This window comes from Pseudomonas sp. AC255, assembly GCF_979258175.1.
This window is the reverse complement of the sequence record NZ_OZ409841.1, coordinates 4,600,553-4,614,231: the sequence shown is the minus strand read 5'-3', so window position 1 is coordinate 4,614,231 and position 13,679 is coordinate 4,600,553. Positions and strand designations below refer to the sequence as shown.

Genomic DNA, 13,679 nt, shown 5'->3' with positions numbered 1-13,679 from the left:
ACGACCGACCCGGTGTCGTTGTTGACCCTGGCGAGCCTGTTTCAAGAGCAACTTGCAGTGCTGTTGAAACGCAAAAAAACCCTGTTCCGGTGGTTGTCGATGACATTGCGCGAGGGCTGCAACGTTATCTGTCACGGCTTTCGACGACCGTGCAAATGTTGTCGGGGCCGACCCGGCCGGTGCCGAAAGTCATCCATTTCGTCTGGGTTGGCGGAAGCGAAGTCGGGGTCAATCAGCGCGATTACATGAATATCTGGCGCCAGGTGATGGCGGCGGAGGGTTACCGCTTCAACCTTTGGTACGACAGCGATGCGTTGCTGGCTTTCGAGATGAACCGGGTCATCCTCGACAGTGCCAGGGCTGATGTCATGACGACCGGTGGCGACCAGCTCAACCATGCCGCGCAATTGGCGACGATGATTGAAGAGCGTGCACGGGTGTTGAAACAGCAGATGTTCGACTACCTCAGCCAGCCGAGGTGGAAGGGGCGGACCGATGAAGCACGCATCGATCTGATGGTGCGTGCTTATGGCAAGGACCGCGCGTCGCTGCAGGCTTTTCGTCAGCGCTGCCTCGACAGCCATCTGGCGATGGTGGGGCCGGATCTGCAATTACGCGATGTCACTCACGCCTTTGCCGATGACTTGTTGGCGGACGTCTACCACCGCGAAGTGTCGATGCGCGGCAACTTCGCTGCAGCGAGCGATGTGGTGCGCTTGCAGGCGGAATTTCGTGAAGGCGGGCGTTATACCGACATGGATTATCTGCCGCCGCTGCTCGACAAGTTGGGCGGTGTCGATATCAGCGATTACAGCCAGACGCAGAAAATCGCAGTCCTGCAACTTCTGTTGAACAACAATCCGCAGTTGATGCCGGGGCGCGATCCGCAGCATTACCCCGACAGGACCGACAGTCTTCCAGAGCAACATAAACAACTTCTCGAGGATTTTGCTCGCAGCAAACCCGACGTCCTTGAACTGTTCATAGCGCCAAAAGTCGTGGAGGCTGCGGAGAACGGCTTTCGCATGGGGCTGCAAATCAATGAAGAAATGAATGCTCATTTCATCGCCCAGCCGGGCAGCGGCATGACGATGTCGATCATGCAAGTCATTCGGCTCAATTACGACGTGCTCGCTGAAGTTGAAAAGCGCATGGCCAACTCGGCATCCGGTTGGGCCGACGGTGAAACCCTGACCACGGTCGCGGCGACAGTCATTGAAGAGATGTTGGTCAGGTCGAACTTCACCAGCTGGAATGAAGCTTATGCCTACCAATTGCTTAAAGCGGTTGTCACCTATTACCGGGACGGTATCCGCAATGACGCGGCGGGTACGGTAACGCTCACCGGCCCGGGCGCGGCACTCGCCGGATTACATGAATATATCGAAGCCAATTGCGATCCGTTTTTCACTCGTCAGGTGCTGGCGCAACAGCGTCTGCGCGAGGGCTACAACGTCAATACCGAAGAGGAAACCATTTCCGGCTGGATCGTCAGGGGTACGGAAAAAGACTGGCTGGAGAAGGAACACGCCCGGTGGGCCGAGGGAAAGCTCAAGTCTCGTTATGCCGGACGCTTGTCCAACCTGCTCAGCGATCGAAGCCTGACCTTCGAGCGCGGCTGGCCAGTTGTCGAGGGCAAACCGGTGCTGTTGACCTCAGTGCTGCAACGCTTGATGGATGATCTGGGCGAGCCGTTCATTCGAGCGATGCGAGACAAGTTGAGCGGGGAGGTCAATTTCGCTCAAGCCGTGGTCATCGACTTCGACGCCCGTCAGCAAGTGCTGGCGCAAGGACCTGTGGTTGTGCCGACCTCCCATGGTGCGGAATCGGTCAGCCATCTCAACGAACTGTTCAGCCGGATCGCCCACGGTACGCTGCCGCTGGAACAACTGAGCCCCGCGATGCGAGTCGTGCTCGGGGGGATTTTCGGCGCAACGAGCGTGGACGATGTCGGGTTCGCCGATACCTGGCAACAGGTGCGCGACCTGGCCATCGCCACCGACCGCGACGGCACTTTTGCGCGCTACGATGCGATTGAAAAAGCCGTGCGCCAGCGCCGCTCGGCGGCGTTCGAAAACGGACTTGAACGCGAGCTGCCGACGGCCACATCGACGACCCGCGAGCTCAAGGTGCAAGCCATGTCCGAGCCGCTGACGCTGCGCCAGTGGGGCGAACGTATCGGCCAGATCAAGCACAGCGCGCAGCGGGAGTTTCGCACGCAGATCCTGCAGCGCAGCGGGCAAGTGCGTGACGTCTTTTTCAAGGCTGGCGCGGTGTCAGTCAAGCAGTTGCCGCAGGATCTGTTGCAGCGCAACGCGGGCGACCCGGGGCGCCGCTGTTATCCGCTGGCGCTGCTGATGGGCGCCGCAGTGGCAGCCGGCGAGCCGGCGGAACGGGCGTTGGTCGGGCATGTCGCCAGCGCCAGCGCGAGTCCGGACGAACTTGGCTCGCGGGCGTTGCGCAGTGCGCTGGACGAACTGCGCGCCTTGCCCACCGGCGAGGTCGGCAGCGTTCGCGGCGTGCAACGCATGGACAGCATCATCGCCGCGCTGGACGCCAGTGCGGCGCCTGCGGTGCTGCTGCTCGACACTGGCGACCACGCCCTGCTGCTGGCGAAAGTGCGAACCGGTGAGCACGCGGCCTATCGCTTCTACGATCCCAACTTCGCCCTCTACGGATTTGCCGATGGCGCGCAGTTGCAACGTGGCGTAGAGCGTTATCTGAGCGCGGACGATAACGCGCTGGCGAAGCTTTATGGTCTGGGTGAAATGGCCACGGCGCAGTTCACCGTCACTGAGCTGGACACTGCGGCGATCGCCGAACGCAGGCTGTCATCGGATCTGCGTGTGGACAGTTTTCTGCACAACGTTGCACTGGCCGATCCGCAGGGAGCCTCGATCTGGCACAAGCAAGCGCTGGCCCGTACCCGATCTCTGGGGGAAAACGCTCGGCTGGGCACCAGCCTTGCGCAACTGGACGCACGCTACTGGACCAGCGAGTTCGAGCAGGCGACCGAGCGTTTGCGCCGTGAGCACAACCTGGCGCGTGATTACGTGCCGTTGCTCGATACCCACAGCAAAAACGCCGACGGCGGCCACAGCATTACGCTGATGGATCTGCGCAATGCGCAAAATGCCCGGACGGTCAGCACCCGGGATTCGCGCTTTCAGAAAATCAGGCAATACGTCGAACGACTCGTGCAGGGCGGTGCGGCCAGGCCCGGGCAGACGGCTGATCACGACGGTGGCAGCCGACTCAGTTTCGCCTTTGCGATCCAGACGCTGATCAGTGAAATGCGCCAGCGCGAGTACCGCGCTGGCGATACAGCGCCGACACTGACCGTCGCCCTGCAACTTCAGGTGTACGTCAGTTATGCACAGCTGGGCTTTGGTGTGGCCAGCGATGCAGTGCAGGTCATCCAGTTGGTGCGCCATTTAGCGGTGGCCGAGCGGGCGTTGCAGCAGACCTCGTTCTCCGCACGTCTGGCCGGGCAGGCCGCCACGGGTGTCGGGGTGGCATTTTCCGTGGCCAATATCGGCTTCGACATCTACAACCTGACGCAGGCAGAGAATCATGAGCAGCGGGCGCGATTCTCCACGTCTCTGGCGTTCAATACGGCGGCCCTGGGTCTGGATATCGTCGCCCTGGCGGCGGGCGGAACGGTGGGCGCGTTCGCCGCAGCGCTGTCCGTGCCGCTACTGGGCGTCGGTATCGGGGTGACCGCGATTGCCAGCAATCTCGGGCAGATCATGGACAAGGCTGCGGCCATCGGCGAGCACCTCTCGCAGATTCACGACGCTTATCAGCAGTCTTACGAAAGCGTTCGTGCGGTCTTGCAGTTCCCCGCACTGGCAGTGATTACCGAGGTGGATCTGCACAGCAGAAGGGTGGCGTTCGAAGGGCAGAAGTTTTACCCCTGGAAGGGCAGTGCACTGGAATTGCCGCAATACGACGATGATCCGGCCAGGCGGCATGCTGCGATCAACATCCCCAGAGCCTTTCAACGCCCTGCTGTCGGCAGCGTCTGGGGTACTTTGCCCACGATGGTGGTGCTGCCTTGTTCGCCAATCTGTTACTACGGCTACGAATATCAACTCGGCAGCGCCGGAACCGTGCCTTTTTCCACGACCCGCTATCCGCGGTTGCATGACCGCCTGGCACATCAGCTGGAATATGACGCGCTCGGTAACCGGGTGTTTTACCTGTTCAGTACGCCATTTGCGCCACACATCCTCTACAAGCTGCATCCGGTATTCATGGCCACGACGATCAAGGTGCAGTTGAGCGCTGAGGTCAGCCAACTGGTGGTTCCGGACCTGCCACCAGAGTGGCGCGAGAAGATTGCCTACTGGATCACCGCGCCGCAGGGGCAATACCGAATTCGGTTGGTGCCAGGCCTGCTGGCGGTGAATTTCGAGCAAGCCCAAGGCTGGGAACAGGTGACCTGGACGGTGCAGGCGTCCTGGGTACGGGTCGAGCAGGTCAGCTTTCGTGCAAAACCACGGGACAGCATCGATAGCGCACCTGACATGCTGGTCGATGGCCTCGTGTTGAATCGTTTTGACGGCGTCATCGAGCTGGCCGAGGGGCTGTTCCGGATCGACTGGACGGGCCGCAGCCTGCATCTGATCGCCGTTGTCCTCGACTACGAAAACAACGCTGCAACTCAACTGCGTAGCGGAATCATGACCGCCAGCGGCATCCCGGCGCCGGTGCAGCGTTATTTGCGCGCTCAGGTCGCAAGCGGACAACTGACCGCAGCCTATTTGCCGTTGCGTAACTTCAGAGTGCCGTTCGATTCGCCGAACCGGCCAGTGGTGACTACCGGCTATTACGACACTGCGCGGGATCGGGTGCTGTTCGCGCGTAACCTGCCGCTGGAGGTGAACGAGGGTGTGGTTCTGGCAGGCGTCAACGCCCGCCATGCGTGGTTCTACCATCCCGATCATCCATCGGTATGGCGGGTCGATGTGCTGACCGGCACTGTCCAGCATCGCTACCGTCTGAAAAATCCACGTACAGGTTCGACCATCATCGGCTGCCGACAACAAGCCGATGGAGCGCTGCGGATTGCGCAGAAGCTGACGGCAGAAGCGTTGCATGGCACCACCACGGTCGAGTACCGGATCAGCGGGCAGCATGTAGAACTGACCGCTTGCCAGATCGCTTTTGCCGCCGAGGACTATCGGTTCGAGCCGCGTGAAGCGCTTCGACAAACCGATGCCCCGGACATGAGCGTCTCGTCAGACATGGCCGCCAGCAGCAGTGATTGGTCTTGTGCTCCGTTCATTGTTGTCGAGGGCTATGCCGGGTCGCAGTTGCGCGACAGGGCTTGGCTGAACAAGACGACGGGCAAGTGCATTCAGGCCAGGCAAGACCTGTCCTGGCCCGAAGACTTGTTGATGCTGATGCCGTCCAGCCCTGAAAACAACGCGGTGCTGTTCTATAGCCAGCAGGAGCGGACGATCAGCCGCGGCATCGAACCCCGTGTCGGTCATTGGCAGAATGTGGTGATCGAACACGATGTGGTCGAAATCAACCTGGCGGACCAGCGCTACCTTGCGACCAAGGATGACGGCCGTCTGTTCGAGGTCGATATCGTCGACGTGCCGGCAGCGGCAGCGATCGACGACGCGATTGTGTTTCAGTACGGGGTACCTTCCCTTGCGCACAGAAGCGATGAGGCGTGGCTCGATCAGGCCGATAAGCCTTCGATTCTCCGGTTCGCCGGTGTCGGGCAGCGTTGGCTGCAGCGACATCCCGATTGGTTGAGCGCATTGCATTCGCTGGCCACGAAAGCGCCGTTGCTGCCTTTGCCGGTCTTCGGTTTACGTGATGGGGCAGGTCAGGCGTTCCTGACTGTGTGGTGTGTCGATGGCAAAGTCGCTGTGGCCGATATCGGTCAGGGCAAGGAGCTGGCGCTGCTCGGTCTGACCCCGGATCAAAGCGCTGTCTGGTTGCTTGAGGTCAGCGCCGGACAACTTTACCGCCAGCCGCTGATGGCGATCGAAGCACTGCGGGGAGTGTTTGCCGCTGACCATCGTTTGCTGAAACCGGAGGTGCTCGACAGGCCTGAAAAGGTCTGGACGTCATGGACTTTGCTGAGGTGCGGCGCCAGGGTGAAGGGCTGATTGCGCAGACCCTCGACGGGGTGCATCTGCAATTGCTGGATAACCAGCCGGCAATGATCGTAGGCGTGGAAAATCGCTGGTCTCATGTGCCGGGGCAGAGCGATCAACAGTTACGTGCACGCCTGCGAGCATTGTTGCACGGGCATGCCCACGCGCCTGTCATACAAGTGGCAAGTGCAACCGGACGCTATCTGTATTACCTGCCGCAACTTGATCGGCTGTTTGATCTGTCCGGGCGCAGTGACGGACAGTGGTCGGCATTCCTCGGTACGCGCGGGTCGAAGCAGCCGATGCTGTTCGACCCGGTCGACCAACTGATTTTCAGCGCCGGCCCGAACGACGGCGTCTGGCTGCCCGACAGTTATGCCCATCGCGACGCCGAGGTCATGGTGCTTGAGGTAGGTGATGACATCACAGAGATCGAAACATTGTTGCCCGATGGCGTCACCAGGCTGCTGCTGACTTACGGTGCGCAGACCTCGGGTTATCGGCTGGCGCAAGCGTCCTTCCAGCGGTTGGACTGCATCGTGGTCGATGGACGACAGGCTTCGGATGCTGAAACGGCAGAACCTTGCCTGCTGGATCTGGATCTGGACGAGTGCGGGCATTGGTGGATGTCACGGGTCGATGACGGTGTGGTACTGACCGATCCGGACTCCGGGCACAGTCTGATCTTGCGTAATTTCGACGGACAACGCCCACTGCTACTGATGCTGCCCATTGCCGGGCGGCCACACACGTTCACGCTGGCTCAAGGGCTGGAAGCGTTTGCCACTGTGCGCGGCGCAGAGGCCACGGTCAGCCTGACAGCGGTGATCGCAGCGCTGCGCTGAGGTCGCTCCGCACAGCAAAACGCCGCGAACGGTGACCGTACGCGGCGTTTCGTTGTGGCGGTTGCGCGGCAACAATACTCAAGGCACCAGATAGCCTTTCACACCGGTAAAGATGATTTGCGCGGCCAGTGCGCAAACAAACAATCCCATCAAGCGGCTGACAATCTGCAAGCCCTGATCGCCGAGAATCCGCTCGATGCGATTGGACAGATACAGCACCACTCCGACAGTAAAACTGGCCAGGGCGATGCTCATGATTGCAGTGAGCTTGTCGTCCCAGTGCGGCTGGCTGACGCCCATTACCAGCAAGGCGCCGATGGTGCCGGGGCCGACCGTCAGCGGAATGGTCAGCGGCACGATGGTCACGTCCTGCTGCACATTGTCGGCCTGCACCGCCGGTTTGCCCTGAGCCATGCCCAGCGCGGAAATGAACAACACGCTGCCGGCACCGATGCGGAAGGCGTCCACGGTGATGCCGAAGACATCGAAAATCACCCGCCCGAACAAATAGAGCAGCACACTGGAAATCAGTGTGGCGAGGGCGACCTTCCACGCCAGACGCCGCTGTTCCTTGCGCGAATAGCCACGGGTCAGGCTGATAAAGCACGACAACACGAAGAACGGGCTGTAGAGCACCAGCATCTTCAGATAAACGCTGAACAACACATGGAGCATGATGCAAGCTCACTGGCGATGGAGTCGGGGGAGTCTATCAGGCACCGCAGATTCTGTCGGTTTACGACGGCTGGGTCGTGGCCCGGTTCTGCTGATCGCGCTGGGCAACCCAGTGTTCGATCAACTCGCGCAACTGGGAGAGCTCGACCGGTTTGGACATGTGCCCGTCCATGCCGGCCTGCCGGGCGCGCTCCTTGTGTTCGGCGAGGATGTGCGCGGTGAGGGCTACAACCGGTGTGCGGATGCGCTGATTGCTGACTTCCCAGGCGCGCAGTTGCTGAGTGGCGGAGAAGCCATCAAGGATCGGCATTTCGCAGTCCATCAGCACCAGGTCGTAACGCTGGGCCTTCATCGCTTGCAGCGCTTCTTCACCATTGCTCGCGGTGTCCGGTTGCAGGTTGAGCTTGCCGAGCATGCCACGGATCACTTTGGTCGAAATGGTGTTGTCTTCGGCGACAAGGATGCGGAAGTCGCTGGGCACTTTGGCCGCTGTGGCCGCCGTAACGACCTGCGGCTGGAACGCGACCTGGCCCTTGTTGCGTTGATTGAGCTCGTCAGCCAGCGTGGTCTTGAGCGTATAGCCGGCCACCGGTTTGGCCAGTATTCGTTTGATCCCCGAATTGCGCGCAATGATCTTGCTCGGCGCGTTGCTGATGCCGGTGAGCATGATCAGCAGAATGTCGTGGTTCAGGCTCGGGTCTTCCTTGATCTTCGCTGCCAGTTGCATGCCGGTCATGCCGGGCATGTTCTGGTCGAGCAGGACCACGTCGAAGTAATCGCGCAGATGCGCCTTGGTGCGCAGCAGCGCCAGCGCTTCCTTGCCCGACGGCACGGCGCTGACATTCAGGCCCCAGGCGCTGCACTGCTGCACCAGCACTTTGCGGCAAGTGTCGTTGTCGTCGACCACCAATACCCGCGCGCCTTGCAGCGGGCTGTCCAGGTCGGAGGTCGGATGTTCGAGGCGATCCGGGTCCAGCGGCAGGGTCAGCCACAAAGTGCTGCCCTGGGTGGCACCACTCTTGATGCCGAACTCGCCTTGCATCAGGCGGATCAGTTGGCGCGCAATCACCAGGCCGAGATTGCCACCGAGGCGATTGGCCGAGAGGAAGTGCTTGCTGTGCAATTCGGCGTGCAACAGTGCTTCGCGCTCTTCCGGCTCCATCGGCACGCCGCTGTCCTGCACGGCAATGCGCAGGCGCGGCTTGCTGCTGCGCTCATCCAGTGCAACGACGATCAGCACTTCGCCTTCTTCGGTTTTCTTCAGGGCGTTTTCCAGCAGGCTCAGCAAGGTCTGGCGCAGGCGCGTCGGATCGCCGCTGATCACCCGTGGCACTTGCGGCTGGATGAAGCTGATCAGCTCGACGTTCTGTTGTTCGGCCTTGGCCCGGTAGATGCTCAGGCAATCATCGATCAAGGCGTTGAGGTCGAACTGCACGTCATCAAGTTCGATCTGCCCGGATTCGAGCTTGGAGATGTCGAGGATCTCGTTGATCAGGGTCAGCAGTTCGTTGCCGGCGCTGTGGATGGTCTGCACGTAATCGCGTTGCTTGACCGACAGCGGCGTGCCCAGCAGCAGCTCGGTCATGCCCAGTACGCCGTTCATCGGTGTGCGGATTTCGTGGCTGATCTTGGCGAGGAATTCGGCTTTGGCGTTGATTTCGGCGTTGCTTGCCGCCAGGTCGCGGCTGATGCTGAAACGACTTTCAGTGATGCTGCGCTGTCGCTCGCCCAAGGCGACGCTCATCAGCAGACCGCTGATGCAAATGAACAACATCAACGTCATGATCAGGCCTTGCGGCGTGACCAGGGTCAGCCCCAGTAGCGCCGGCAGGATAACCAGGGTGCCGATGTTGAACACGATCATGGCGGCGACGAACAGACGCGCCGGGCGATAGCCCTTCTGCCAGTGATAGAAACCCACCAGCAACATGCTCAGACCGGCCAATGCGACCAATGCGTAGGTGATGATGTTCAGCGGCAAGGTGTTGACGAACAGCAGCAACAGGCTGCACGTGACGATCAACAGAATGTCGCCCCACAGCAGTTTGTTCAGCGGATGCTGGCCCAGTGGTGCAAAGAAGCGCAGGGCGTACATCAATCCGGCTGGAGCCGTCAGCAGCAATGCCAGATAAGCGCCCGGCGTCTGAATGGCTTGCCAGTTCGGCAACCACGGACCGGCGAGATTGAGCAACAGGAACAGACTCAGTCCGAGCAGGCCTTCACAGATCGCCAGCCACAGACTGCTGCGCGAGCGCGAGTAGGCGTAGCGCACCAGGTTGTGCAGCAGGAGCATGGCGAGGCAGCCGAACAGCAGGCCGAAAATCAGCGTCTGCTTCTGATCGGCTGCGCCCTCGATTGCCGCTTGCAGGGTGATTTGCGGGCGTAGCTGATGGCCGGAGACCATGCGCACGTAGACGTCCAGCGGCTTGTCGGCCTGGGGCAGCGGCAGCATGAAATCGCTGCTTGGCAAAGGATGTTCGGCCTGCGGCCGTTCGTTGCCGGTATTGCGTTGCTCGATCAGCCGGTCGCCGTCGAGCACGTAGAGATTGAGTTGGGACAGGTCGGGGGCAAAGATGCGCAGCACTTGTTCGTGCTTGCCCGGCGCCAGTTTGAAGCGCAGCCACAGGGCGCCCTCGGGTTCGGCCGCGGTCAGACGGTCAAGCTCGATGGGGCTGAATTGATTGGTGTAGCGAGCGGAGCGGATGTCGCTCAGTTGCAGGATGCCCTGATCGTCAAGCAATACCGACCAGCCACTGCCTTGCGCGGCCTGGGCCGGGAGCATGCAGAGCAAGGTCATCAGCGTGACGGTGAAGCTTATGGCAATCCTGAGCCAGCGCACGGCGAAATCCCTTCGTAGGTTGATGCCAGAATATAACGATGCGCGACGACCGAACAGCCCGGCGAGGAATGGCATCCCGCGCCGGGCCTGATGGATCGCTTACTCCTGGGTTTCGCCGCGTTCACGGGCAATGGCACGGTAGCCGATGTCCTTGCGGTAGAAGCAGCCTTCCCAGTCGATGGCAGCGGCCAGTTTGTAGGCCTGCTGCTGAGCTTCACCCACGGTGGCGCCCATGGCAGTGGCACACAGTACACGACCACCGGCAGTAACGACCTGACCGTCCTTCAACGCGGTGCCGGCGTGGAAGACTTTGCCTTCCAGACCTGACGCTGCGTCCAGACCGTTGATCGCTGCGCCTTTGGCGTAGTCGCCCGGGTAGCCGCCAGCAGCCAGAACGATGCCAACGCTCGGACGCGGATCCCACTGTGCTTCGATCTTGTCCAGCGCTTGCGCCAATGCGGCTTCAACCAGCAGCACCAGGCTCGATTGCAGACGCAGCATCACCGGTTGGGTTTCCGGATCGCCGAAGCGGCAGTTGAATTCGATGACTTTCGGGTTACCGGCCTTGTCGATCATCAGACCGGCATAAAGGAAACCAGTGTAGACGTTGCCTTCCTCGGCCATGCCGCGCACGGTCGGCCAGATCACCTGATCCATCACGCGCTGATGCACCTCGGCGGTGACCACCGGGGCAGGGGAGTAGGCACCCATGCCACCGGTGTTCGGGCCGCTGTCGCCGTCGCCGACGCGTTTGTGATCCTGGCTGGTGGCCATCGGCAGCACGTTCTTGCCGTCGACCATGACGATGAACGAAGCTTCTTCGCCGTCGAGGAATTCTTCGATCACCACGCGTGAACCGGCGTCGCCAAACGAGTTGCCAGCGAGCATGTCACGCACGGCGTCTTCGGCTTCGGCCAGGGTCATGGCGACGATCACGCCTTTGCCGGCAGCCAGGCCATCGGCCTTGATCACGATCGGCGCGCCTTTCTCACGCAGATAAGCCAGGGCCGGCTCGATCTCGGTGAAGTTCTGGTAATCGGCGGTCGGGATCTTGTGGCGGGCGAGGAAATCCTTGGTGAAGGCTTTCGAACCTTCCAGTTGCGCTGCACCGGCGGTCGGACCGAAGCAGTCCAGGCCACGGGAGCGGAACAGATCGACCACGCCAGCCACCAGCGGCACTTCCGGGCCGACGATGGTCAGGGAAACGTTCTTTTCCGCGAAATCGGCCAGTTGCTCCAGCGCCAACACGTCGATGGCGACGTTTTCACATTTGGCTTCAATGGCGGTGCCAGCGTTGCCCGGTGCAACGAAAACCTTCTGCACACGCGGATCCTGAGCCACTTTCCAGGCCAGAGCGTGTTCACGGCCACCGCTGCCAATGATCAAAACATTCATTTCAAAAACCTCGGATGACGCTAATTCTGTGGGGGCTGATCGTTCCCACGCTCCGCGTGGGAATGCCTCTACGGACGCTCCGCGTCCGAGGGACGCGGAGCGTCCCGGGCTGCGTGCCCACGCAGAGCGTGGGTACGATCAAGCAAAATAATCAGTGACGGAAGTGGCGCATGCCGGTGAATACCATTGCGATACCGGCTTCGTCGGCAGCGGCAATCACTTCAGCATCACGCATCGAACCGCCCGGCTGGATCACCGCAGTGATGCCGACCTTGGCCGCATTGTCCAGACCGTCGCGGAACGGGAAAAACGCGTCGGACGCCATGACCGAACCGGCCACCTGCAAACCGGCGTGCTCAGCCTTGATCGCGGCGATGCGTGCCGAGTTGACGCGGCTCATCTGGCCGGCGCCGACACCGATGGTCTGGCGGTTCTTGGCGTAGACGATGGCGTTGGATTTGACGTATTTGGCGACTTTCCAAGCGAAGATCAGATCGTGGATTTCCTGTTCGGTCGGCGCGCGTTTGGTCACCACTTTCAGGTCATCGGCGCTGATCATGCCGATATCGCGGCTCTGCACCAGCAGGCCACCGTTGACGCGCTTGTAATCCCAGGCAGCGGCGCGCTCAGCCGACCACTCGCCGCAGGCCAGCAGGCGTACGTTGGCTTTGGCGGCAACGATGGCGCGGGCTTCTTCGCTGACGCTTGGGGCGATGATCACTTCAACGAACTGACGCTCGACGATCGCTTTGGCGGTCTCGGCATCCAGTTCACGGTTGAAGGCGATGATGCCGCCGAACGCCGACTCGGTGTCGGTGGCGTAGGCCAGTTCGTAAGCCTGGCGGATGCCGCCTTCGGCATCCGGGCTGACCGCCACGCCGCACGGGTTGGCGTGCTTGACGATCACGCAGGCTGGCTTGACGAAGCTCTTCACGCATTCCAGCGCAGCGTCGGTGTCGGCGACGTTGTTGTACGACAGTTCTTTGCCTTGCAGCTGGGTCGCGGTGGCGATGCCGACTTCGGCAGGCTTGGCTTCCACGTAGAACGCCGCGCTCTGGTGCGGGTTCTCGCCGTAGCGCATTTCCTGAGCCTTGATGAACTGGCTGTTGAAAGTGCGCGGGAATTCGCTGCGACCTTCAGTGCTCAAGGTTTCAGCGCCCTGGTTCACGGTGCCCATGTAGTTGGCGATCATGCCGTCGTAGGCGGCGGTGTGTTCGAAAGCCTTGAGCATCAGGTCGAAACGCTGGGCGTAGGTCAGGCCGCCGGCCTTGAGATTTTCCAGAACGTTGGCGTAATCGCTGGCATTCACCACGATGGCCACGTCTTTGTGGTTTTTCGCTGCCGAACGGACCATGGTCGGCCCGCCGATGTCGATGTTCTCGATGGCGGTCGGCAGGTCGCAGCCTGGCTTGTTGATGGTCGCTTCGAACGGGTACAGGTTGACCGCCACCAGATCGATCGGCTTGATGCCGTGCTCGTTCATGATCGCGTCGTCAGTACCGCGACGACCGAGGATGCCGCCGTGGATTTTCGGGTGCAGGGTTTTCACCCGACCGTCCATCATCTCGGCGAAACCGGTGTAATCCGCGACTTCCACTGCGGCAACGCCGTTGTCGCGCAGCAGCTTGAACGTTCCGCCGGTGGAGAGGATCTCGACGCCCAGAGCTTCGAGCTCCTTGGCGAATTCGAGGATCCCGGTCTTGTCGGAAACGCTGATCAAGGCGCGGCGGATCGGCAGGCGGGTAGTCTGGTCGGTCATCTCAATTTCCATCAAAAGCAAAGGAAGTCAGCAAAAAAGGCGACCGT

At 61.0% G+C, this 13,679-nt stretch carries 6 protein-coding genes; 2 read left to right on the top strand and 4 right to left on the bottom strand.

All coding sequences use genetic code 11. The annotated features are described in order from the left end of the window. Positions 1-155: 155 nt before the first annotated feature. On the top strand, positions 156-6,131 hold the full coding sequence (locus ACZZ0K_RS20895; protein WP_463559798.1) for a TcdA/TcdB pore-forming domain-containing protein: 5,976 nt from the start codon (positions 156-158) through the stop codon (positions 6,129-6,131). Then, positions 6,092-6,964: a hypothetical protein gene (locus tag ACZZ0K_RS20890; protein WP_463559305.1), complete on the top strand. Its 873-nt coding sequence runs from the start codon at positions 6,092-6,094 to the stop codon at positions 6,962-6,964. The genes ACZZ0K_RS20895 and ACZZ0K_RS20890 overlap by 40 nt, the downstream gene beginning before the upstream one ends. A 78-nt stretch (positions 6,965-7,042) precedes the next feature. Here the strand turns inward: ACZZ0K_RS20890 and ACZZ0K_RS20885 are convergent, their stop codons facing one another. The 4 genes from ACZZ0K_RS20885 to purH all read right to left on the bottom strand — a co-directional run bounded on the left by ACZZ0K_RS20885 (position 7,043) and on the right by purH (position 13,632). After that, complete coding sequence (locus ACZZ0K_RS20885) at positions 7,043-7,639, bottom strand: MarC family protein (RefSeq protein WP_016771870.1); 597 nt, start codon at positions 7,637-7,639, stop codon at positions 7,043-7,045. A gap of 61 nt (positions 7,640-7,700) precedes the next feature. Further along, positions 7,701-10,478 (bottom strand): hybrid sensor histidine kinase/response regulator, encoded by a 2,778-nt coding sequence (locus ACZZ0K_RS20880; RefSeq protein WP_463559304.1) that lies wholly within the window; start codon positions 10,476-10,478, stop codon positions 7,701-7,703. A gap of 99 nt (positions 10,479-10,577) precedes the next feature. Further along, complete coding sequence (gene purD / locus ACZZ0K_RS20875; RefSeq protein ID WP_258707541.1) at positions 10,578-11,873, bottom strand: phosphoribosylamine--glycine ligase; 1,296 nt, start codon at positions 11,871-11,873, stop codon at positions 10,578-10,580. Positions 11,874-12,024: 151 nt separating this feature from the next. Further along, positions 12,025-13,632, bottom strand: coding sequence for a bifunctional phosphoribosylaminoimidazolecarboxamide formyltransferase/IMP cyclohydrolase (gene purH / locus ACZZ0K_RS20870; RefSeq protein ID WP_258707542.1), 1,608 nt, complete (start codon positions 13,630-13,632; stop codon positions 12,025-12,027). Positions 13,633-13,679: the final 47 nt, after the last annotated feature.